General features: G+C 64.1%; 24 protein-coding genes and 1 riboswitch. Of the genes, 7 read left to right on the forward strand and 17 right to left on the reverse strand.

Features of this window, described 5'->3' with window-relative positions; translation table 11 throughout:
* The first annotated feature begins 122 nt into the window (after positions 1 to 122).
* From J0I79_RS27205 to mctP, 3 genes are all read left to right on the forward strand, one after another.
* Positions 123 to 362 carry an AbrB family transcriptional regulator gene (locus J0I79_RS27205; protein WP_292866698.1) on the forward strand — a complete coding sequence of 80 codons (240 nt, stop codon included), beginning with the start codon at positions 123 to 125 and terminating at the stop codon, positions 360 to 362.
* 347 nt (positions 363 to 709) lie between these two features.
* Positions 710 to 931 (forward strand): DUF3311 domain-containing protein, encoded by a 222-nt coding sequence (locus J0I79_RS27210; protein WP_292866700.1) that lies wholly within the window; start codon positions 710 to 712, stop codon positions 929 to 931.
* 4 nt (positions 932 to 935) lie between these two features.
* Positions 936 to 2474 carry a monocarboxylate uptake permease MctP gene (mctP, locus tag J0I79_RS27215; protein WP_292866702.1) on the forward strand — a complete coding sequence of 513 codons (1539 nt, stop codon included), beginning with the start codon at positions 936 to 938 and terminating at the stop codon, positions 2472 to 2474.
* A 147-nt stretch (positions 2475 to 2621) separates the two neighbouring features.
* On the opposite strand, the gene J0I79_RS27220 is transcribed toward mctP, so the two are convergent.
* The 4 genes from J0I79_RS27220 to J0I79_RS27235 all read right to left on the reverse strand — a co-directional run bounded on the left by J0I79_RS27220 (position 2622) and on the right by J0I79_RS27235 (position 7527).
* The gene (locus J0I79_RS27220; RefSeq protein WP_292866704.1) at positions 2622 to 2894 is read right to left on the reverse strand and encodes a hypothetical protein; all 273 of its coding nucleotides are present in this window, start codon (positions 2892 to 2894) and stop codon (positions 2622 to 2624) included.
* Between the two features lie 176 nt (positions 2895 to 3070).
* Complete coding sequence (locus J0I79_RS27225; RefSeq protein ID WP_366015326.1) at positions 3071 to 5368, reverse strand: caspase family protein; 2298 nt, start codon at positions 5366 to 5368, stop codon at positions 3071 to 3073.
* Positions 5369 to 5521: 153 nt separating this feature from the next.
* Entirely contained in the window at positions 5522 to 6766 is a 1245-nt protein-coding gene (locus tag J0I79_RS27230) for a class I SAM-dependent RNA methyltransferase (protein WP_292866708.1), read from the reverse strand.
* Positions 6763 to 7527: a TlyA family RNA methyltransferase gene (locus J0I79_RS27235; protein WP_292866710.1), complete on the reverse strand. Its 765-nt coding sequence runs from the start codon at positions 7525 to 7527 to the stop codon at positions 6763 to 6765. Before J0I79_RS27235 ends, J0I79_RS27230 begins: the two co-directional genes overlap by 4 nt.
* Before the next feature lie 122 nt (positions 7528 to 7649).
* On the opposite strand from J0I79_RS27235, the gene J0I79_RS27240 reads away from it, so the two are divergent.
* Positions 7650 to 8048: a GFA family protein gene (locus J0I79_RS27240; protein ID WP_292866712.1), complete on the forward strand. Its 399-nt coding sequence runs from the start codon at positions 7650 to 7652 to the stop codon at positions 8046 to 8048.
* A 2-nt stretch (positions 8049 to 8050) separates the two neighbouring features.
* On the opposite strand, the gene J0I79_RS27245 is transcribed toward J0I79_RS27240, so the two are convergent.
* From J0I79_RS27245 to J0I79_RS27270, 6 genes are all read right to left on the reverse strand, one after another.
* Positions 8051 to 8341 (reverse strand): hypothetical protein, encoded by a 291-nt coding sequence (locus J0I79_RS27245; protein WP_292866714.1) that lies wholly within the window; start codon positions 8339 to 8341, stop codon positions 8051 to 8053.
* A 148-nt stretch (positions 8342 to 8489) separates the two neighbouring features.
* Positions 8490 to 10403: a 1-deoxy-D-xylulose-5-phosphate synthase gene (gene dxs, locus J0I79_RS27250; RefSeq protein WP_292866744.1), complete on the reverse strand. Its 1914-nt coding sequence runs from the start codon at positions 10401 to 10403 to the stop codon at positions 8490 to 8492.
* Between the two features lie 225 nt (positions 10404 to 10628).
* The gene (locus tag J0I79_RS27255; RefSeq protein WP_292866715.1) at positions 10629 to 11549 is read right to left on the reverse strand and encodes a pirin family protein; all 921 of its coding nucleotides are present in this window, start codon (positions 11547 to 11549) and stop codon (positions 10629 to 10631) included.
* Positions 11550 to 11558: 9 nt separating this feature from the next.
* Complete coding sequence (locus J0I79_RS27260; protein ID WP_292866717.1) at positions 11559 to 11825, reverse strand: DUF2277 domain-containing protein; 267 nt, start codon at positions 11823 to 11825, stop codon at positions 11559 to 11561.
* A gap of 41 nt (positions 11826 to 11866) precedes the next feature.
* Complete coding sequence (locus tag J0I79_RS27265) at positions 11867 to 12118, reverse strand: exodeoxyribonuclease VII small subunit (RefSeq protein WP_115139957.1); 252 nt, start codon at positions 12116 to 12118, stop codon at positions 11867 to 11869.
* 3 nt (positions 12119 to 12121) lie between these two features.
* Positions 12122 to 13048, reverse strand: coding sequence for a histone deacetylase family protein (locus J0I79_RS27270; RefSeq protein ID WP_292866722.1), 927 nt, complete (start codon positions 13046 to 13048; stop codon positions 12122 to 12124).
* Positions 13049 to 13170: 122 nt separating this feature from the next.
* Positions 13171 to 13351, forward strand: a riboswitch (cobalamin riboswitch).
* A 58-nt stretch (positions 13352 to 13409) separates the two neighbouring features.
* On the opposite strand from J0I79_RS27270, the gene bluB reads away from it, so the two are divergent.
* The gene (bluB, locus tag J0I79_RS27275; protein WP_292866724.1) at positions 13410 to 14246 is read left to right on the forward strand and encodes a 5,6-dimethylbenzimidazole synthase; all 837 of its coding nucleotides are present in this window, start codon (positions 13410 to 13412) and stop codon (positions 14244 to 14246) included.
* Here bluB and J0I79_RS27280 read toward each other — a convergent pair.
* Positions 14144 to 15127: a hypothetical protein gene (locus J0I79_RS27280; protein ID WP_292866726.1), complete on the reverse strand. Its 984-nt coding sequence runs from the start codon at positions 15125 to 15127 to the stop codon at positions 14144 to 14146. The two genes, bluB and J0I79_RS27280, sit on opposite strands and share 103 nt — an antisense overlap.
* Positions 15128 to 15208: 81 nt before the next feature.
* On the reverse strand, positions 15209 to 15820 hold the full coding sequence (locus J0I79_RS27285) for a TetR/AcrR family transcriptional regulator (protein WP_292866728.1): 612 nt from the start codon (positions 15818 to 15820) through the stop codon (positions 15209 to 15211).
* A 115-nt stretch (positions 15821 to 15935) separates the two neighbouring features.
* Here J0I79_RS27285 and J0I79_RS27290 point away from each other — a divergent pair, with 115 nt between their 5' ends.
* A complete protein-coding gene (locus J0I79_RS27290; RefSeq protein ID WP_292866730.1) occupies positions 15936 to 17156 on the forward strand; it encodes an MFS transporter in 1221 nt (406 codons plus the stop codon).
* A 53-nt stretch (positions 17157 to 17209) separates the two neighbouring features.
* Here J0I79_RS27290 and ribB read toward each other — a convergent pair whose 3' ends face one another.
* On the reverse strand, positions 17210 to 18310 hold the full coding sequence (gene ribB / locus J0I79_RS27295) for a 3,4-dihydroxy-2-butanone-4-phosphate synthase (RefSeq protein ID WP_292866732.1): 1101 nt from the start codon (positions 18308 to 18310) through the stop codon (positions 17210 to 17212).
* 102 nt (positions 18311 to 18412) lie between these two features.
* A complete protein-coding gene (gene aroC / locus J0I79_RS27300; RefSeq protein WP_292866734.1) occupies positions 18413 to 19534 on the reverse strand; it encodes a chorismate synthase in 1122 nt (373 codons plus the stop codon).
* A 184-nt stretch (positions 19535 to 19718) separates the two neighbouring features.
* Here aroC and J0I79_RS27305 point away from each other — a divergent pair, with 184 nt between their 5' ends.
* The gene (locus J0I79_RS27305) at positions 19719 to 19979 is read left to right on the forward strand and encodes a DUF1344 domain-containing protein (protein WP_292866736.1); all 261 of its coding nucleotides are present in this window, start codon (positions 19719 to 19721) and stop codon (positions 19977 to 19979) included.
* An 80-nt stretch (positions 19980 to 20059) separates the two neighbouring features.
* Here J0I79_RS27305 and J0I79_RS27310 read toward each other — a convergent pair whose 3' ends face one another.
* The 3 genes from J0I79_RS27310 to J0I79_RS27320 all read right to left on the reverse strand — a co-directional run.
* Positions 20060 to 20647: a histidine phosphatase family protein gene (locus J0I79_RS27310; protein ID WP_292866738.1), complete on the reverse strand. Its 588-nt coding sequence runs from the start codon at positions 20645 to 20647 to the stop codon at positions 20060 to 20062.
* 42 nt (positions 20648 to 20689) lie between these two features.
* Positions 20690 to 21508: an enoyl-ACP reductase FabI gene (fabI, locus tag J0I79_RS27315; RefSeq protein WP_292866740.1), complete on the reverse strand. Its 819-nt coding sequence runs from the start codon at positions 21506 to 21508 to the stop codon at positions 20690 to 20692.
* A gap of 105 nt (positions 21509 to 21613) precedes the next feature.
* The coding region (locus J0I79_RS27320; RefSeq protein WP_292866742.1) for a DnaJ C-terminal domain-containing protein at positions 21614 to 22404 on the reverse strand (791 nt) is incomplete at its 5' end.

The raw sequence follows: 22404 nt of genomic DNA on the forward strand, positions 1-22404 counted from the left end.
AGCTCGACAACGGCATCGGCATGTGCGGCAAGGCCGGACAGGGCGTGCCCGTCGGCGTCGGCCAGCCGCATCTCAGGATGAACCAGATGACGGTCGGCGGCACCCGGGTTTGAGGCGTAGCATTGGCCTCGCGACGATATCCGCCCAGTGGGGTCCGTAGGCATCGGGAACGGGGTGCAGGCAAGCGCCTTGAGGTTGGGGACACGCCGCAGGGCGTGCTCCTGAGGCCCGCGCCAGCCTTCACCCCAACGCGGCCCGAAGATGTGCTTGGCCTTCTGCCACACGGCGGCGAACCGAAGACCCTGGAAGAGATGGATGCAGGCGTGCTCGCCGAGGCACGGCGGCGGATTGCTCGCGATTGATAGCAACCTGATCGTTCGTGCTATCTAACGAACGACCATCCAGAAGCAGTCCCCACGCGCCGGATCCTGATCGACAGTCAACCTGCATCTCGGCAAGTCCGCGCAATGCACAGGGTTCGCGACCTTTAACCGCAAATTGGTCAGGACGGCGCGGGCAGCGGGGCGCGAGGGCATTCAAGAGGCGTAGCGGCCTTCTTGCTCCCCGGCCTGTGACCGGGCGCCGCCCCAGGGCACTCCAGTAACATTATTGGCATTGATATCCGGGAAGCCCTTTCTTGCACCGGTTGGCAATTCGGAGCAGCGTGCCGACCAAGGTCGGGTTCCGCATCCGGGGAGGACATTTTGGCATGAGCTCCGCTCCAAGCCCACGCAAGCTCGGACCGCTGCAGGTCATCCTGCTCGCGATCCCCTGTGTCGCGGTACTTATCGTGCCATTCTTCAACCGGATGGAGCCAAGCCTGTTCGGCGTTCCGTTCTTCTACTGGTGGCAGATTCTATGGGTGCCGCTGTCCAGCATCTTCATCGCCATCGTCTACAGGATGACCGTGCCGCGCGGCAGTGGAGATTGACATCATGAACGTCGTCGCCACCGCTATCTTCATTGCGATATTCGGCTTCATCACCTTGCTGGGGTTCGTATCGGCGCACTGGCGCAAGGGCGATATGAGCCAATTGCACGAATGGGGCCTCGGCGGGCGCCGTTTCGGCACCTGGGTGACGTGGTTCCTAATCGGGGGCGATCTCTACACGGCCTATACGTTCATCGCCGTGCCTGCCCTGGTCTTCGGCGCCGGCGCGCTCGGCTTCTTTGCCGTGCCCTACACGGTGCTGGTCTATCCCATGGTCTTCGCCATCCTGCCTCGATTGTGGATGGTGGCGCGGCAGCACAATTATGTCACCGCCTCCGATTTCGTCGCCGGCCGCTACAACAACCGGGCGCTGGCGCTGGCGATCGCGCTGACCGGCATCGTCGCCACCATGCCTTACATCGCGCTGCAACTGGTCGGCATCCAGGTGGTCATAGGCGGATTGGGCTTCCCGACCGGCGGTCTCGCCGGCGACCTGCCGCTGATCATAGCGTTCATCATCCTGGCTGCCTTTACCTATACCAGCGGGCTGCGCGCGCCTGCCTCAATCGCCATCGTCAAGGATCTGCTTGTCTATGTCACGGTCATCGCCCTGATCGTCGTCGTGCCGATCAAGATGGGTGGTTTGGGGAAAATCTTCGCGGCCATTCCACCCGACCGCCTGCTGCTGCCTGCGGTGAAGGACGGCAATACCGGGCAGATTTCCATCTACACCACCCTGGCCTTCGGATCGGCGCTGGCACTGATGCTCTACCCGCACGCCACCACGGCGGTGCTGTCGGCGAAAGGACCCAACACGCTGCGGCGCAACTGGGTGTTCCTGCCGGCCTATTCGCTGGTGCTCGGCCTGATCGCGATGCTCGGCTACTTTGCCTACGCGTCCGGCATCGACAAGTCGCCCGAACTCGCGCCCTACTTCGCCCAATACAAGGCGCAGTTCGCTATGCCCGGATTGCTGCTGCACTTCTTCCCGAGCTGGTTCGTCGGCCTCGGCTTCGCGGCGGTCGCCATCGGCGCCCTCGTTCCTGCCGCGATCATGTCGATTGCGGCGGCCAATCTCTTCACCCGCAACATCTACAAGGCCTATGTCAATCCGGCCTGTTCGGCCGAGCAGGAGACCAGCATGGCCAAGCTGTTCTCGCTCATCGTCAAGTTCGGTGCGCTGATGTTCATCCTGTTCCTGCCGCTGACCTATGCGATCCAGCTACAGCTTCTGGGCGGCATCCTCATCCTGCAGACCCTGCCGGCCATCGTCTGCGGGATCTACACGCGCTGGTTCGATGCCAAGGCTCTGCTATTGGGCCTCGCCGCCGGGCTGATCTGGGGCATATGGGCCGCGTCGCTCACCGGTTTCCAGACGTCCGGCTTTCCGCTGCATATCGCAGGCCTGACGATACCAGCCTATATCGGGTTCTACGCGCTGATCCTCAACTTCGCGGTTTCCATCGCGGCCAATCTCTTCATTCGTGTTATCGGGGTGGCCAATCAACGGGACGCAACCGTGGCCGCGGATTATATCGGCTGACTGGAAACAGTAGTGGCTCCAGTTGCCAATCCACGGCTTTCGAAGTCGCTCAGCACGGTTTGAAGTGGCTCGGCATGGGAGCCGTTGCCCAGATCGCCGCCAGCCCCCATCAGGGCAGGCTGGCAGCTGATCTTCGTTATGAAGGCATCAGGTAGCTTTGCCGCCGTTCTTCTTGCAATCGGCGCGGAATTTGTGACGCTCCTTGCCGTGCAGCTTCTTGGCATCCGCAAGCGCCGAGCACTGCTTTGAAATCGCGGTCTCCTCCGGCGTCATGGCAGACGCCTTCTTCTTCATCGGAGCCGCCGTCGTGGCGGCCGGCGCCGTCGTGGTCGTGGTGGCTGCAGTCGTTGCGGCGGAGGCTACTCCGGTCGCGAGGAAGCCGGCCACGGCGATTGATGTCAGAACGCTTGCAATCCTCATCAAGATCACTCCCTTAGGCGCCCCAGCCCGGCTTCGACTGGTACCAGCGGGCCGGGACAGCCGCAATGTTGGTCAAGCCCACCCCACGCAGTTGTGATCCGACGGCAGCAGGGCCGCACCACATCCGTTCCGGCTGTGGTACGGCCCCTCATTTGCCGCCATTCTGGCGAAGTCACCTACTTCCGGCAGGCCGGTTCGCCCTGCTGACCGCAAGGCGGCTTCTTTCCGCCTTGCGCCTTTGGCGGGGGAGGAGGCTGCCGACGCGCCTGCATCTGAGGCTTGGGCTGTGCATGGAATTCAGGCTTCGGCTTTGACTGCACCTGAATCCTCGGCTTGTCCTGCAGCTTGATCTGCCGCTGCGGATTGCCGTTCGATACCTTCAGCTTCTGCTTGCCGCCCGTATCGTTGCCGGTCGGGCCGGCTCCGGTCGGTTGCTTACGAAACTTCGGGCCCTTGCCCTGCCCGCTCGGCTGACCATTGTTCGAGGCAGGGCCGCCGGCATCCTGACCATGCAGTTTCCTGTGCTTGCCGTTGGCGGCCATCTGTTCATCGGGGGTCAAGGTGTTGTTCGTCTTGAGTTTCGACGAGGTGCCTTGCCCATTGGTTGTCGGCGTGCCGCCATTGGTGACAGCGGGCGGGGTTGCGCCGGCAACGCCTTTCTTGCGCAAAAGCTTCGCGGCTTTGTCGTCGGGCAGGTTCTGACCGTTGAGGACAGGCTTGCCATTGAGAACCGGCTTGCCATTGACGAGCGGAAGCGTCTTGCCGTCGGCGCCCGGCAAGGCGTGCCCGGCCAGCTTGTCCGCCGGCAATGTCTTGGACAGGGGCGCGGCGCCGCCGTTCTGCTGTCCCGTCTTGACCAGCTTCGACGGCAGGCCACCCGGGTTGACCGCCGGGTTCTTGGCGAGCGTGGCCTCCTTCTTCTGCAGGAAGGCAGGCAGCGCGACCTTGGTCGCAAGCGCGGCCGCACCGAGCCCCACCGCGCCGGCGGTCAGCTTCTGGCCGGTGGTCAGGCCGCCAGCCTGATTGTTGTTCTCGTTGATGGTCGTGTTGTTGATGACCGTGGTGTTGTGGATGTTGTTGAAGATGACATTCTCGGGCGGCGGGAAAATATCATGCGGCGGGTTCACCCAAGCCGGCACCGGCACGAAGACCGGGGTCGGCAGGAGGAAAACCCCAATCGGCGGCGGTGGCGGCGGCAGCACGATGAAATCCGGCGGCGGCGGCGGCAGGAAGATCACCGCGACCGGCGGCGGCGGCGGGAAGTCGAACTCGGGATCGTCGAAATAGAGCACCGGCCGGTCGACATAGACGATCTCCTCCGGCGGCGGCGGCGGCACGTCATAGGCATAGACGGTGAAGCTCGGCGGCGGCTCCAGGGCGGCGTCGAAATGCTCGAGCCGGCGGCGGGCGTCCCAGGCATGCGGGCCATGCGGATAGCGCTGAAGGTAGGACCAATAGGCCTCCGGCGTGTCCCTCAGCCAGGTCTGGCGCCAGGTGATCGCCTCGCGCCGCGCCGCAAGGATGGCACGAACGCGCTTGGCCATCGGGTCGTGCGGATAAGCGACGATGAAATCCTCGTAGCCGCGCATCGTGTCGCGATCGAGGGCGGCGACATAGGCATCGTGCGCGTCGAAGTCGCGAATCTCCTTGGTCCGGTCCGCCCGCACTTCAGCGGCTGAAACCTGTGGCGGCGGAGCATCCGGCCCACGATCGAAGAAGACGAAGGGATCGGTGATCTTGGAGGCGTCCCAGGGCAGTTCGGCGCCCTGCGTCGCCTCGCTGACGCGCAGGCGTGTGCGGTCGAAGACGTCACCAAGCTGCAGGCCGCCATCCCTGATCATCTCGGCCAGCGCCTGGGCGTAGGCGCCATACGGCCCCTTGCCCTCTGGCGCGACCGTGCCTGGCGCGGCATTGAAGGCGATCAGCATGTTGGGGTCGGGATCGACCAGCGCGAGACCGCCGGCCAGCGGCTGGTTCGACTTGGCGAAAGAGTTCGGCCGCGCCGCGTCGAGCACGACGATGTTGACCTTCGTCGGCAAGGCGGCCAGCGGCTTTGTCAGATCGGAAACCCGCACCGCGGCCATCGGCACGTCGGCCGCATTGGCGATCTGGGCATCGACCGGGGCGAAGTAGTTCTCGCCCTCGAACTGCAAGCCCTGGCCGGCCAGATAGACGAACACCACGGCGTCCGGGCCTGCCGCCGTCACCTTGGCCAGGAAATCGCGATAGGCGCCACGCAGCGATTCCTGGTCGACGTCACGCGCGCCGACAACATCGAAGCCGGCCGCCTGCAGGGTTTGTGCGATCAGCCCGGCATCGTTGGCCGGCGTCGCCAGCGCCCCCGATGGATAGGCTGCGTTGCCGATGACGAAAGCAAGGCGCTTTTGGCCTTGCGCCAGTGCCCCGCCTGTCAGGCAGAGCGCGAAAATGGAGAACGCGAAGAAGAACGCGAGGAATTTCGAGACCGTCCGCATTACGATCATCCGTCAGGTGAGAGTGATGATACTTCCGTCCCTGGGCCCGAAATAGGCCGACGCATCAAGGCGGCTTTGCGGCGGCAATCCGGCACCTTTCAGTCGAAAGCCGCCGAATTGCCCGGTCTCAACCAAACGTGATCATTGCCAGGCTCAGCCGCGGCGTCTCTTCGGCTTCTCCAGCAGGGCGACGGCTTCAACGTGCGAAGACCACAGGAACTGGTCGATCGGCGTCACGCTCTTCAGGGCATAGCCGCCATCGATCAGGATGCGCAGGTCGCGGGCCAGCGTCACCGGATTGCAGGAGACCGCGGCAACGAGGGGAACATCCGAACGCGCAATCTGCTTCGACTGGTCCTCGGCGCCGGCCCGCGGCGGGTCGAAGACGAGGCCGTCGAAAGCGTTCAGTTCCTTGAATGTCAGCGGACGCCGGAACAGGTCACGGCGTTCGCCCGTCACCCGCTTGAGACCGGTGGCGAAGCGCGATCCCCGGTCGAGCGCCGAAAGGGCGGCTGCATCGCCTTCCACGGCATGCACCTCCGATTTCTGTGCGAGCCGAAACGCGAAGCTGCCGCAACCGGCGAAAAGGTCGGCAACCTTTCTGGCGCGTTTCAGATGCGCGCCGACAAGATCGGCCATGGTCTGTTCGGCAGCTTCGGTCGCCTGCAGGAAGGCGCCGGGAGGTACCGCGACCGAGACGCTGCCGAACATGACCACCGGCTTTCTCGGCTCGATGATGATCTCATCGTCGATGGACAGCCTGGCAAAGCCCTGCGCAATGACAAAATTGGAGGCGATGCGGCGCTGGTTTTCGCCGAGCTTGCCGGACTCGTGAACCGCCACATCGAGGCCGGAGGCCGTCACGGTAACCGCCATGCGGAACGACTTGGTCGTGGCGCATGTCAAATCGGCGAGCGCTCTCAAACGGTCGAACGCGGCGACGATTTCAGGCAGCGAAATCGGGCACTCAGATATCGGGATGATTTCCGGCGACAGATGTCGGTTGAAGCCAAGCAGCATGCCGGCTTCCGTGCGCCGGGCGGCGAGCACGACACGGCGGCGCGTGTGCGGCGCACAGGCGACGAGTTCGGCAATGTCGCAATCAATGCCCTTGCCCTTCAAAGCATGCACGACCTTGTCGCGCTTCCACTGGCGATAGGCCCCGGCCTCGAAATGCTGCAGCGCGCAGCCGCCGCATTCGGTGAAATGGCGGCAGGCGGGATCGATGCGCAGCGGCGAAGCCTCCAGCACCGCCATCAGCGTGGCGCGATCCCTTTCACGCGCCGCCGTAACCGTCTCGCCGGGCAGCGTGAACGGGATGAACAGATCGCCGCTTTCGGTCTCGGCGATGCCGTCGCCCTGCGCGCCCAGTTTCCCGATGGTAAAGCGCGCGCTCATCGATCCTTGATCCCGCCAAGCAGATATTCGCGATTGCCGTCGCCGCCTTCGATCGGCGATGGATGCAAGCCAAGCGAACGCCAGCCGGGAACGGCATTCAACCAGTCCCGTAGCAGGCCGGCGACCCGGTCGGCATCTCCGGGGTTTTTCAGCAAGCCGCCCTTGCCGATGGCCTCGCGGCCCGCCTCGAACTGCGGTTTCACCAGCAGCATGGCGCGGGCGCCAGCCTTTGCGATCGTGAGCGCCGGCGGCAGCGCCAGTTTCAACGAGATGAAGCTGACGTCGGACACGATGAAATCCGGAACCCGGCCGGCAAGATCGGCCGATGTGAGATCGCGCGCATTCAGGCCCTCGATTACCGTCACTCTCTGGTCTTTGCCGACATCCGGGTGCATCTGACCGTGGCCGACATCGATGGCCGTGACGTGCGACGCGCCCCGCTCCAGCAGGACCTGGGTGAAGCCCCCGGTCGAGGCTCCGATGTCGAGCACCTCGCGGCCTGCCGGGTCGAGGCCGAAATGGTCGAGCCCGGCAATCAGCTTGAGCGCAGCGCGCGAGACATAGGCCTGCGCCGGATCATCCACGCCAAGGGCGCAGTCGCATTGGACAGCCTGTCCCGGCTTGCGGGCAATGACGCCATCGACAGTGACGGTGCCGCGCTCGACCGCGTCGCGGGCGCGAGAGCGGCTGGCAAACAGCCCGCGCTGGACGAGCAGGTCGTCGAGCCGCTGGCGCGTGCTGGCTGGCAAAGGCGTGTTCATGGCCCTTCATTGGCGAAAGGCGGGCGTGAACGCAAGGACATTGGGCAGCTTGCGGGCGACGCGCGAGGTCGGCACAATGGCGACAGGGGAGCGGGTCCGAGCACGACCGTGAAGGAGGCCAGATGCTGACGGGAACCTGCCATTGTGGTGCAACCCACTGGACCCTGGAGGGTGATCCCGGCCCGATCACTGCCTGCAACTGCACGCTCTGCCGCCGTTATGGCACGTTGTGGGCCTATGATTTCGTCGATGAGCGCATCCGCGTTTCAGGACCGGTGAACAGCTACACGCGCGCGGGGAAAGCGCCTTCGCTCGAAATCCTGTTCTGCCCGACCTGCGCCTGTGTGCTCGCCTGGCGCGGTTTGCGCGCGGGCAATTCCGGCCGGACCCGCATCGCGGTCAATGTGAGACTGGCGCCGCCGGAGGCCGTCGCCGATCTTCCCATCGACCATTTCGACGGTCTCGACACGTTTGACGACCTGCCGCGCGACGGACGCTGCGTGCGCGACATGTGGTTCTAGATCTAGAAGATCGTTCGGGACACCTGGCGCTCGACGGCAGGAGACAAACCGCTGTCCAGATCACGGGATGCCTGCTCGCGCGGCTGCTCGGCCGGAGCGGCAGTCACAGGCGGAGCATCCGGCACCACCAATTGCGGAACCTGCTTGTAGGAAAAGCCGCCACGGAGATCGCCCATCTTGCCGGCAACGATCCCCACCGCCGCCTTTTCAAGATTGCGGTCATAGCGCGTCTCGGCGCTGACCGGCGCGGCTGTCGCGGCCAGGAGGGCCACGCCGCACAAAAGCATCTTCATCGTTGTCGTCTCCCTGCCTGGTGCCGATCTAGCAGGGTGCCGTTGAAAAACGGCCAAGGGACACGGTAAGCAAAATGCCAAACGGCAGTGTTAACAATGCGTTACGAAATCAAGCCGGCAAACCGAGTCAAGCCGTTGATGCACTGATTCAGGCGCGCTGGGCGCGCGCCGTGTGGCCGAGCGCGGCAAACACCGTGCGCACGATACCGGCGGCATCGAGACCGGCATCGGCATACATTTTTTCGGGCTTGGCGTGATCGGTGAACACGTCGGGCAACACCAGAGGGCGCACCTTCAGGCCGCTCTCCAGCAGTCCTTCATGGGCGAGGAATTGCAGCACATGGCTGGCGAACCCGCCGATGGCGCCTTCCTCCACGGTCACCAGAACCTCGTGCGAGCGGGCCAACCGGCGGACCAGATCCTCGTCGAGGGGCTTGGCGAAGCGGGCATCCGCCACGGTGGTGGAAAGCCCGGCGGCGCCGAGTTCCTCGGCGGCGATCAGGCAGTCCTGCAGCCGAGTGCCGAACGACAGCAGCGCCACCTTCGTGCCTTCCCTGACGATACGGCCCTTGCCGATCTCAAGCGCCGAACCGCGCTCAGGCATGTCGACGCCGACGCCGTTTCCGCGCGGGTAGCGGAAGGCGATCGGGCCGTCATCATAGCTTGCCGCGGTGCGCACCATGTGGCGCAGCTCCGCCTCGTCGGCCGCCGCCATGACGACGAAGCCGGGCAGCGACGCCAGGAAGGTTGTATCGAAGGCGCCGCAATGGGTGGCGCCGTCGGCGCCGACGAAGCCGGCACGGTCGATCGGGAAACGCACCGGCAGCTTCTGGATGGCGACGTCGTGGACGACCTGATCGTAGGCGCGCTGCAGGAAGGTCGAGTAGATCGCGGCGAAAGGCTTATAGCCTTCGGTGGCAAGGCCGGCGGCGAAGGTCACCGCATGCTGTTCGGCGATGCCGACATCGAAGGTTCTTTTGGGGAAAACCTCGCCGAACAGGTCGAGGCCGGTGCCACCAGGCATGGCGGCCGTGACGGCGACGATGCGGTCATCCTCGCGCGCTTCCTGGATCAAACTCTCGGCAAACACCTTGGTGTAGGCCGGTGCATTCGCGGGCGCCTTGGCCTGCGCGCCGGTGATGACGTCGAACTTGTTGACGCCGTGATATTTGTCGGCGGCGGCCTCCGCCGGCGCATAGCCCTTGCCCTTCTGGGTGACGACATGAATCAGCACCGGGCCCTTGCCATTGTCGCGCACATTCCTGAGCACCGGGATCAGATGCTCCAGATTGTGACCGTCGATCGGGCCGATGTGGTAGAAACCGAGTTCCTCGAACAGCGTGCCGCCGGTGACGTAGCCGCGCGCATGCTCGACCGCCCGGGTGATGGCGCGGTCGGCGCGCTTGCCGAGATAGGAGGTCAGCTTCTTGCCGAAATCGCGCAGGCCGACATAGGTCTTCCCTGATGCCAGCCGCGCCAGATACGCGCTCATGGCGCCGGTCGGCGGCGCGATCGACATGTCGTTGTCGTTGAGGATGACGATGAGCCGCGCATCGAGCGCGCCGGCATTGTTCATCGCCTCATAGGCCATGCCTGCCGACATGGCGCCGTCGCCGATGACGGCGATGACATTGTTGCGGCCGCCGGAGAGATCGCGGGCGGCCGCCATGCCGAGCCCGGCGGAGATCGACGTCGAGGAGTGGGCGGCGCCGAAGGGATCGTATTCGCTCTCGGCGCGGCGGGTGAAGCCGGAGAGGCCGCCTTCCTGCCGCAGCGTGCGGATGCGGTCGCGGCGGCCGGTGAGGATCTTGTGCGGATAGGCCTGGTGGCCGACATCCCAGATCACCCGGTCGTCGGGAGTGTTGAAGACATAGTGCAGCGCAACCGTGAGTTCGACGACGCCAAGACCGGCGCCAAGATGGCCGCCGGTGCGCGATACCGCGTCGATCAGTTCGGCGCGCAGCTCGGATGCCAGTTGCGGCAAGTCACCTTCGGCCAGCGTGCGCAGATCGGCCGGGATGCGGACCTTGTCGAGAAGCGGCGTATGCGGCGTTGCGTTCACGGGCACCCAGGCTTTCTGTTCAACGGCGGGATAGGCCGCCGGCCGGCGAAAGTAAATGCGTGTCGGTGACGCGGGCCTGTCCTCAAAAGGGCAGAGCGTCGAAACAGCTTATGCCCGCCCTTTCAAGTCCTTGTTTTCGTGCATATCGTGGTGCCGAAACCGGGCCGCTTTTGGACGATATTCACTTGTTTTTGTGCATTCCCAAGACACTTTGGGCGACATGCATCAGTTTTCCGGCAGCGGAATGAATTCTTTCTCATCGCCGGGAACGATATCGAAGCGGCCCGTCTTCCATTCCTGCTTGGCCTGTTCGATGCGTTCCTTGGAGGAGGAGACGAAATTCCACCAGATATAGCGCTTCGAGCCGAGCGAAGCGCCGCCGAACAGCATGAAATGCGCGCCGCTTTGCGACGATATGACGATTTCGTCGCCGGGACGGAAAACCAGCAGCCGCTCCGCCGGAAAGACGTCGCCCGAGATCGAGACCTCGCCCTCCAGCGTGTAGATGGCGCGCTCTTCGGTGTCGGCCGGGATTTTCACGCGGGCGCCGGGCGCCAGCCTGAGATCGGCGTAGAGCGTTTCGGTATCGGCCCGCACCGGGGAGCGCAGCCCCTGGAAATCGCCGATGACGACGCGGCCGCGCACCCCTTCGGCATCGATATCGGGCAACCGCAAGGCAGCGGTGTTCTCGAAAACCGGCGCTACCTCTTCCTTGTCGTCCGGCAGGGCCAGCCAGGTCTGCAGGCCGGAGATCGACATCGGTGCGCCGCGCAATTCCTCTGGCGTGCGCTCGGAGTGGACGATGCCGCGTCCGGCGGTCATCAAATTCACGTCGCCGGGCTGGATCACCATTTCGGTGCCCAGCGAATCCCGATGCCTGATCTTGCCGTCGAACAGATAGGTCACCGTCGACAGGCCGATATGCGGATGCGGACGGACATCCATCGCCTGACCGGCGCGCAGGATGGCCGGCCCCATGCGATCGAAGAAGATGAACGGCCCGACGAGCCGCCGCTTGGCGGTCGGCAAGGCACGGCGCACCTCGAAGCCGCCAATGTCCTTGGCGTTCGGGATGACCATCAGTTCGATCTGGTCGCTGGCGAAAGCATCGCCCGCTTCAGGATCTTTTCCGGGGAAAAAGCTCATGTCGGCCCCTCAGGCGAAGCGGAGCGCCGACCTGGCCTTCGCCTTGGCGGCCTCTTCCTCGCGATTGCGCGGTTCCTGCGCGGTTTCGAGCGTATCGATCAATTCGCGCGCGACGGCGGCGATGGCTTCGACGGCATGGTTGAAGGCATGCTCGTTGCGCTTGGACGGCTTGGTCGAACCGCTCAGCTTGCGCACGAACTGCAAAGCGGCGTCATGCACCTCGTCATTGGTCGCCGGCGGCTCAAAGTTGAACAGGGTCTTGATGTTGCGGCACATAGCTTGAACTCCTTACCTGTTTTCTGCCTCGCCCATTTTGTCTACTCGGCGTCGAGCGGCTCCGTTCCGACCGGCTTGCCGTCGCGCGACAGCCTGATCTTCTCGACCTTGTCCTCGGCGGCCTTCAGCAGCCGGTCGCAATGCGCCTTCAGCGCCTCGCCACGCTCGTAGATGCGGATCGACTGGTCGAGCGGCACGTCGCCGCGCTCCAGATCATCGACGATCTTCTCCAGCGCGTCGAGTGCCTGTTCGAAGCTCATCGCCTTGACGTCTTCGTTGGTCTCACCAGCCATCATTCATCCTTTCATCAGCCGCCCGACATGGGCGGCGACCGAAAATGCCAATCCCTGCAGATCGTAGCCGCCCTCGAGCAGGCTGACGAGCCGGTTGCCGCTGTGGCGCGCGGCGCGCTGCATCAGCTGGCCTGTCGCCCAGTCGAAATCATCCTCGGTCAGATTGATCTCGGCCAGCGGGTCGCGGTGATGCGCATCGAAGCCTGCCGAAATAATGATCAGGTCGGGCGCGAAATTGTCGAGGGCCGGCAGCACGCGCGACAGGAAGGCGTCGCGAAACACCTCGCCGCCGGTCTGCGGCGCGAGCGGCGCGTTGACGATGTTGCCGGCGCCTGTCTCGTTCTTCGCGCCGGTGCCGGGATAAAGCGGCATCTGGTGCGTCGAGCAATAGAGCACCGACGGATCGTCCCAGAAAATGTCCTGCGTGCCGTTGCCGTGATGTACGTCCCAGTCGACCACGGCGACGCGCTCGGCGCCGTGCTTCTTCTGCGCATAGCGGGCCGCGATCGCCGCCGTGTTGAAGAAGCAGAAGCCCATGGCGGTGGCCTTTTCGGCATGGTGGCCGGGCGGACGCGCGGCGACGAAGGCATTGTCGGCGCGGCCGGCAAAGACGTCGTCGACGGCGGCATTGGCCGCGCCGATCGCCGTGATCACCGCCTGCCAGCTCTTCGGGCTCGCCGTGGTGTCGGCATCGATGCGGGCGATCCCCTCCTCGGGGATGGCGGCGCGCACGCGGGCGACGAAATCGGCGGGATGCGCATAGAGGATGGTGGCTTCGTCACCTTCCGGCGCCTTGACGCGATCGAGCCCGGCAAAGGCTTCGTCGTCGAGCACGCGCTCGATGGCGCGCAAACGGTCGGGCCGCTCGGGATGCCCCGGCGGGGTGATGTGATCGAGAAAGATCGGGTGGGTATAGAGACGGGTAGCCATGTCCCACTATCTAGTGCCGCCGGGGCACAAAGGCCATGCACCGGGCTTTGATCGCTGGGGAAAATCACATCTGCGTCCATTCGCGTCGCCGCGGGGATTGGCGCGGCGGGCGCTTCGGCGTAAGGTCGCGGCCACTGCCTGGTGCCCGCCATAAACGGGAGAATCGGGAACACGGTTAAACTCCGTGGCGTGCCCAACGCTGTAAGGGGGACCGCGCCGGTAAATGCCACTGTCGATGACGGGAAGGCGCCGGACGTGGGTTGATCCCGAGCCAGAAGACCGGCCTGGCAGGCATCGTCATCCGCATGGTCAGGCGGCTGGCGTCGATAGCAATCGCAAGGGACAAGCGATGCCGGAAGATATGACCGCTCGAGCGAGTGACGGCTTTGATCAGATAGCGCGCGAAGCGGTTTATCGCGCCATGTTCACGCGGCGTGACGTGCGCAGCCATTTCACGCCGGAAGCCATCGACGACGAGGTGCTGGCAAGGCTGCTGCTTGCCGCCCATCACGCACCATCGGTCGGCTTCATGCAGCCCTGGAATTTCATCGTCATCCGTGACGCCAACCGGCGTGAGAAGGTGCGCGACCTTTTCCTCACCGCGCGGGAACAGGAGCTGCCTGAAATCGAGGAAGAGCGACAGGCGCTCTATCGCAAGCTGAAGCTCGAAGGCATCTGCGAAAGCGCGCTCAACATCTGCGTCACCTGTGACCGGGAGCGCTCGAAGGGTTCGCCGCTGGGACGCTCGCACAATCCGGAGATGGATCTCTACAGCACGGTCTGCGCGGTGCAGAATTTCTGGCTGGCGGCGCGCGCCGAGGGTGTCGGCGTCGGCTGGGTCAGCATCATCGAGGCGCGGGCGCTGAAAAACCTGTTGTCCATTCCCGGGCACGTCACGCCGGTCGCCTATCTCTGCGTCGGCAGGGTTTCGCAGTTCGCCCCCAAACCGGACCTTGAAACGCAGGGTTGGGGCCGACGCCTGCCACTGCCCGAGCTGATCATGAGCGAGACGTTCCACGGGCAAGGCGAAACGCCACTCAAGTCAGCTGTGGCACAGCTCAACAGGCTGGCGGCGGCACCGGCGGGTCCGGACGATCAGCGTGTCGCGCCCGCCGTGCCCCAGCGCGAGCCGCCGAAGGAGGCCAGCGCCTTGTCCTTCAACTCCCTGAACTTGGAGGATGCCTCGGCGAGCCGCTGATCCCACTGGGGATCAGGCACCTGGCCTTCGATGGTCTTGAAATAGACCTGCATCAGGCAGGCGATGGCGAAGGGCTCGATGAAGGCGGCCTTGAAGGCCCAGGCGAAGACGATGGCGAGCACGAAGGCCCAGCCGGCGAGTTGCCCCGGCATCATGAACAGGATCGCGGCGGCCGGAGCCAGCATCAGCAGGAATATGACGAAGGACACACCCCACATGATGATCGCCAGCCAGACGGCGTTCTTGACCATGGTCTTGCCGTTCTGGGCGTAGAGCACGACCCCTTGCCGCGCGGTCTCGAACGGCGAGGATGAATTGATGCGGATGTTGTAGCCGAGAATGATCTCGTCGACATAGGTCAGCGACAGGCGGATCACCGTATTGAGGAAGGAAACCAGGCCGCTCAGACCCGGAATGGGCAGGAAGGCGGCGATGCCGCCGAGCAGGCCGGTGATGGCGCGGATAGCGCCCTTGACGAGCTGATCGACGACGAAGAGGATGTTGGCCTCGGCAAAACGCGCGGTCACGACCTCTTTTGCATAGGCAATCTGGTTCTGGCCATCCGGAACATCATGGCCGTCGATCAGATGGACCATGACGGCGATATGCCCGGCCTTGACGACATACAGGATGTATTCGCGGATCCAGTAGACGGCGATCGAGACGATCCCGAAGCCGACAATCCCGCCCCACATGGCGAACGATAGCGGCCCGTCGGGATCGGTGGAGATATGGCCGACGCCATAGCCGACCGAGGCGCCAGCGCCGGTCGCCACGATATAGGCCAGCGTGATGCCGAAATAGATGATCATGCGAAAGACAATGAACGGCCAGGTCCGCATCATGATGGACACCGACCGACCGATATCGAAATCCCACATGCCCCGAATCCCCCTCAGAGATGGCTGGGGAGGATGCGCTCAAACCGGCTGATGTCAATCTCGGCAGCGCCGCCCGATCGTCTATTCAGTTCCGTGGAGACCTGGCTTGGCGAGAAGCCCCTCCAGCAGTTGCTTGAACGCGGCCACCACCATTTTCGACGTCGCTTCGGGATCGGCCGAATTGGCGATCCGCTGCGAGGCCTGGCTGCTGGCCCCGTTGATCAGCCGGGCCGTGGTCTCCGGGTCGAGGCTGTCGACGACCACCCCTTCCCTTTGCAGCGCACTCAGATGATCGGCCATCGAGCCGACGCAGGCATTGGCGTTCGACCATTGCGCCGGGTCACCCAGCACCGCCGGACCGTCCCGGAACATGATGCGCTGGATTTCCGGCTCCAGAGCCATCTCGATATAGGTCGTGCATTCGTCGACGAAATGCTGCCAGCGGGTGGGCGCTCTCGACGCCACTTCCGCGACGCGAGCAGCCATTTCGGCGTCGATCTCGGCGATGACCGCCTCGAGCAGCCCCTTCTTGTCGCCGAAGTGATGATAGAGCGCGCCACGCGTCAGGCCGGCCGATGCGGTGAAATCATCCATCGAGGCCTGCGCATAGCCGATCGTGCCGAATGCCTGGCGGGCGGCTGATATCAGCTTGGCGCGCGTTTCGGCGATCATCTCCTTGCGCGGTCTGTGCATGCTGGCCTCATCTACATACGCCTCGTATGCCAATTGACATACGCTGCGTATGATCTATCTAACATTCATACGCTTCGTATGTAATTGTCCAATCTTCCTTTGTCGAGGAAAGCCCATGCAGAACCCCTACTCGGAAATATTCCGCGCCCCAGGAGCCAAGGGCTTCGCCGCCGCCGGCTTCATGGCGCGCCTGCCGATCGCCATGGCGCCGATCGGCATCGTGGCGATGCTGTCGCAGACGCGCGGCGAATACTGGCTGGCGGGTGCGGTTTCCGCGACATTCGCGCTCACCAACGCATTCCTGGCGCCGCAGATATCGAGACTGGTGGACCGTCTCGGCCAGACACGGGTCCTGGTGCCCACCACCATCATCTCCGTGCTCGCCTTCGCGGTCCTGATCGCGGCCGCCAACCAGGACTGGCCGGTGTGGACGCTGTTCATGTCGGCGCTGCTCGCCGCCACCATGCCCAGCATGCCGGCCATGGTGCGCGCACGCTGGACCGAGATTTTTCGCGGCCGGCCGGAGATGAACACCGCCTTCGCCTTTGAATCGGCGGCGGACGAACTGGTCTACATCGCCGGCGCATCGTTGTCGGTGGGCCTCAGCGCCGGCTTGTTCCCGGAAGCGGGCATGATCGCCAGCACATTGTTCCTGACCCTTGGATCGGCAGCCTTCATCCTGCAACGCTCGACCGAGCCGCAGGTGCGGCCGATAGTGCAGGGTTCGCGCGGCTCGGCGATCCGCCTGCGCCCGGTGCAGATCATCACCTTCGCGCTGATCTTCATCGGCGCGACCTTCGCAACGACGGAGGTGAGCACGGTGGCGATCACCAAGGAGCTCGGCCAACCGGGAGCCGCCAGTCTCGTGATCGGCGTCTATGCGCTGGGATCGTTCGTTCTCGGCATCATCATCGGTGCGCTCAACCTGAAGACGCCCCTGCAACGCCAACTCGCCATCGCGGTCGCCCTGGTCGCGCTCGGCACGCTGCTGCCGCTCACCGCTGGAAACGTGCCCCTTCTGGCGCTGACCGTCTTCATCAGCGGCGTTGCCATCTCGCCGACCTTCATCACGGCCTTCGGCCTGATCGAGCGGCATGTGCCGGAAGCGATGCTGACCGAGGGCATCACCTGGGTGACCACGGGCATCGGCATCGGCATGGCGCTGGGATCATTCGCGGCCGGCGCGGTGGTGGATACGTTCGGCGCCCAGAACGGGTTCTGGGTTTCGGTGGCCTCAGGCGTCATCGCACTGGCGACGGTGCTTATGGGACAGCGCAGCCTTGCCATTCACAAATGCGGCCTGGAGGGATGCGAGGCCGTGGTTCCTGCGGAATGAGCTTTTCATGAAGCGCCCGGTCCGAGCGAGGCCGGGCGCCTCGTCATTCGGCCTTAGATGATCTCGGTCTTGGCGATGTGGATGCCAAAGCCCTCGAGACCGACATAGTGTCGCTCGCGCGAGGCGATCAGGTTGATCGAGGAAATGCCAAGGTCCTTCAGGATTTGCGCGCCGAGGCCGATCTCGCGCCATTCGCTTTCGCGCCGGCGCGCTTCCTCATGGTCCTCGCGATCGCCGGATTGAGGCCGCTTGCGCTCCTGGTGAGCGACACCGACAGAACCCTCTCTGAGATAGACGATGACGCCGCGCTTGCGTTCGCCCATCGCCTTCATGATGCCGTCCAGCCGGTGGCTGGTGCCGAAGACGTCGGTCACCACATCCTCCGAATGCAGCCGCACCGGCACATCCTCGCCGTCGCGGATGTCGCCGAAGACGACGGCGACGTGGTGCATCGTGTCCCAGGGAAGCGTGTAGGTGAAAACCTGCGCCTTGCCACCGAGCGTGTCGATCTCGGAACAGGCGACGCGCTCGACCAGCGTTTCCTTGCGCTGGCGGTAGGCGATGAGATCGGCGACCGAAACCTGCTTGAGGCCGTGCTCCTCGGCGAAGGCCGCGACCTGCGGGCCGCGCTTGACGGTGCCGTCATCATTGACCAGTTCGGAGATGACGCCGATCGGCGGCAGGCCTGCGAGCTTGCACAGGTCGACCGCGGCTTCGGTATGACCAGAACGCATCAAGACGCCGCCTTCGCGGGCGATGAGTGGGAAGATGTGGCCGGGGCGGACGAAGTCCGAGGCGCCGACATTGCCGTTTGCAAGGTTGCGGACCGTGAGCGTGCGGTCGTCGGCCGAGATGCCCGTCGTGGTGCCGTGCTTGAAGTCGACGCTGACGGTGAAGGCCGTGGTATGCGCGGAATCATTGTCGGCGACCATCGGCGCAAGGTTGAGCCGCTTGGCCTCCTCGCGCGGCATCGGCGTGCAGACGATGCCAGAGGTGTTGCGGACGATGAAGGCCATTTTTTCCGGCGTGCAGTGGACGGCGGCGACGATCAGGTCGCCCTCGTTCTCGCGTCCGTCATCGTCCATGACGACGACGATCTCGCCGCGCTCGAAGGCGCGGATGGCTTCGACGATCTTCTTCTGGTCGTAAGGCATGACGTGCTCGCTTCGCTCGCAGGGGAGTAGGGGAATAGGGCAGTAAGGCAGTAGGGGAAAGGAAAAATTTGGCTATCTCGGCGGGCAGCCTAACATACTGCCCTACTGCCCTACTGCCCTACTGCCTTCCCTTCCCGTCTGTCCCCGATGGCGCAGATAATGATCGGCGATGGCGCAGGCGACCATGGCCTCGCCGATCGGCACGGCGCGGATGCCGACGCAAGGGTCGTGCCGGCCCTTGGTCATCACCTCGACATCGCGGCCATCCTTGTCGATCGACTTTCGCGGCGTCAGGATCGACGAGGTCGGCTTGACCGCGAAGCGGGCGACGATCGCCTGGCCGGTCGAGATGCCGCCCAGGATGCCGCCGGCATTGTTGGACAGGAACACCGGATTGCCGTCATTGCCCATGCGCATCTCGTCGGCGTTCTGTTCGCCGGTGATGCGGGCCGCCTCGAAACCATTGCCGATCTCGACACCCTTGACGGCGTTGATCGACATAAGCCCGGAAGCAATGTCCTGGTCGAGCTTGGCATAAATCGGCGCGCCAAGGCCCGGCGGAACGCCGTCGGCGACGATTTCAATAACCGCGCCGACCGAGGAGCCGGCCTTGCGGATGCCGTCGAGATACTGTGTGAACACGGGAATGGAAGCGGGATCGGGCGTGAAGAACGGGTTTTCCGCATCACCGATGAAATTCCAGTTCCAGTTGGCGCGATCGATCGACTTCTCGCCCATCGCCACCAGCGCGCCACGCACCACCATGCCCGGCACCACCTTGCGGGCAAGCGCACCGGCGGCCACGCGCGCCGCCGTTTCGCGGGCCGAGGAACGGCCGCCGCCGCGATAGTCGCGTATGCCGTATTTGACGTCATAAGTGTAGTCGGCATGGCCGGGCCGGAACTGGCGGGCGATCTCGCCATAGTCCTTCGAGCGCTGGTCGACATTCTCGATCAGCATCGACACCGGCGTGCCCGTGGTGATCATCGTCACGCCGTCCTCGTCGAAGACGAAGCCGGACAGCACTTTCACCTCATCGGGTTCGCGCCGCTGGGTGACGAAGCGCGACTGGCCGGGCCGGCGCCTGTCGAGCTCGGCCTGGATTTCGTCGCGCGTGAACCGTATGCCCGGCGGGCAGCCGTCGACCACGCAGCCAAGCGCTGCGCCGTGGCTTTCACCCCAGGTGGTGACGCGGAAAAGATGGCCGAACGTGTTATGAGACATGCAAAAGCGCCCTGCCCGGCATAGCAGCCGGCTGAAGCCTGCCTTCTATTGGCGTTTTCCACAGTGGTCAAACTGTCATCCCCGACGTTTAAGTTTTGACACATTCGACTGGTTTCTGCTTTCTTCCATTCGCCGTTGAGGATCCGCCGCCAAAGTGCCGGCGCAATGACCAAAGAGGACGATAATGCGTACCCTGATTGGCGCTGTTGCCGCCACGCTGCTGCTTTCCACCGCCGCCTTCGCCGGGCAGACCGAAGGCCTGATCAAGAAGATCGACAAGGACGCGCTCACGCTGACGCTGGACGACGGCAAGTCCTACAAGCTCAACGCCGAAACCGACATCGACTCGCTCAAGCCCGGCATGGATATCGTCATCGCCTATGACGTGACCAATGGCGAGAATGTCGTCACGGACATGCAGCTGCCCGACAGCGACACGAATTAAGGCTTTTCACTCTGTTGAATGGTTATCAAGCGCGCTCAGCGTCGAGCCGAGCGGCATTGGTGGAATTGCGCCTCGCCAGCCTATAGCCACTCCAGGCTGTTGCCCTGCAGCCGCAGCACGCGATCCTGCGGTATCTCCAGGTTCGCCGCCTCGTCCTCGGCCATGCCGACCACGAAACGAAACAAGGTGCGCATGACGCCGCCATGCGTGACGCAGACCGTCGGGCCTTTCATCTCGTCAAAGCAGGGCTTCACCCGTTCGAGCAGCATCTGGTAGCTTTCAGCCCCCTCGCCGGGTGGCTGAAAATTCCATTTGTCCAGAGCGCGGGAGCGGCTCGCTCCCGGTGACTGCTTTTCGAGTTCGGCGAAGGTGAAACTTTGCCAGTCGCCGAAATTGACCTCGATCAGCCTGACATCCGTGCGATAGGCAAGCGGATCGAGCTTCATGGCGGCGCGGATGCGCTCCATCGTCTCGCGTGTCCGCCGCATCGGACTGGCGACGAAATCGAAATCCCTGATATTGCCGACGAGTTCCGCCAGATGGTGCCCGTTCGCCGTCGCCTGTTCGCGGCCAAGCACATTGAGATCGGTATCGGCCTGACCCTGAAGCCGGAATTCGGCGTTCCACGCGGTCTGGCCGTGGCGCACGATATAAACCAGCGGATACATCAGGTCTTCCGAATGATGCCGGAGCGGGCGGGAGGCGGATGCCTATTCCTTGATGGTCGAAATATCCGGCGCATCGACCGCCTTCATGCCGACCACGTGATAGCCGGAATCGACATGATGCACCTCGCCGGTGACGCCACGCGACAGGTCGGACAGGAAATAGACGCCGGAATCGCCGACCTCTTCCTGCGTGACCGTCTGCTTCAGCGGCGAATTGTACTCGTTCCACTTCAGGATGTAGCGGAAGTCGCCGATGCCCGAGGCGGCGAGCGTCTTGATCGGGCCTGCGGAGATCGCGTTCACACGGATCTTCTTGGCGCCGAGATCCACGGCGAGATAACGCACGCTGGCTTCCAGCGCCGCCTTGGCGACGCCCATGACGTTGTAGTGCGGCATGACCTTCTCGGCGCCGTAATAGGTCAGCGTCAAAAGCGAGCCGCCATCGGGCATCAACGCTTCTGCGCGCTTGGCGATGGTGGTGAAGGAAAACACCGAAATGTCCATGGTGCGCAGGAAATTGTCGCGCGTCGTCTCGACATAGCGGCCGGTCAGCTCGTCCTTGTCGGAAAAGGCGATGGCATGGACCAGGAAGTCGATCTTGCCCCAATGGCTCGCGACGTTGGCGAAAACCTCGTCGAGGCTCGCCGGATCGGTGACGTCGCAATGGCCGGCGACATAGGCGCCGAGTTCCGTGGCCAGCGGCTCGACGCGCTTCTTGAACGCCTCGCCCTGATAGGTCAGCGCGATTTCGGCGCCGTGGTCGACGCACGCCTTGGCAATGCCGAAGGCGATCGACCTGTTGTTGGCGACGCCGAGAATCAGGCCGCGCTTGCCGGCCATCAGGCCCTGTCCACCCGCCATGTGCGTGCTCTCCGCAAGATATTCGCTTTGTGGAGTGCCTATCGCACAGGCACACAGCCCCTTCAAGCGCTCAAACCGGACAGTTCGGGGGACAAAAGCCGACGATCAGCCTTTTTGGCCGCGCAGCAACACTTCGAGAGCGTTGTCTCCGCCTTCGGGCAGCATGATGCGCACATGGGCATAGAGATCGCCATGGCCACCCGCCTTTTCCGGCAGGCCCCTGCCCTTCAGGCGCAGCACCTTGTCCGAACTCGACCATGCCGGCACATTGACGGCCAGCCTGCCGGTCGGTGTCTCGACCGGCACCTTGGCGCCCAGCACGGCATCCGCCAGCGACACCTGCAGATCGGCGTGCAGGTCACGACCCTCGACGCGGTAACGCGGATGGCGGCGGATATGGATCTTGACCAGCGCGTCTCCAGGCTGGCCGGGCCCTTGCTCGCCCTGCCCCTTGAGCCGGATGGTCTGTCCGTCCTCGACATAGGCGGGCAGCTTGACCGCCACCTTGCGTCCGTCGGGGAACATGGCTGTCACCTTTTCGGCGTTGGCCGCTTCCTCGATGGTGACGTCGAGCGTGACGTTGAGATCAGCCGCAGCCGCCGGCTGGCGGCGGTCACCCATGCCGGCACCGCGCGCGCCCGAAAAGGCGTCGCCGAAAATCTGGCTGAAAATATCGCTGTTGCCGTCGAACGGATCACCGCCCGGACGACCCGAGCGGAACTCGAATCGGGAACCGCCGGCGCCCTGCTGCTGGCGGCGGAATCCGGCAAAGGGGTCGCCGCCGCCGGCAGCACCCTCGAAACCCTGAAAACGCGGCTTGCCGTCGGCGTCGATCTCGCCGCGATCGAAGGCGGCGCGGTTCTTCTCGTCACCGACGAGCTCATAGGCCTGGTTGG

Origin of the sequence: Mesorhizobium sp. (assembly GCF_017306585.1) — a bacterium.
Lineage (GTDB): Bacteria > Pseudomonadota > Alphaproteobacteria > Rhizobiales > Rhizobiaceae > Mesorhizobium.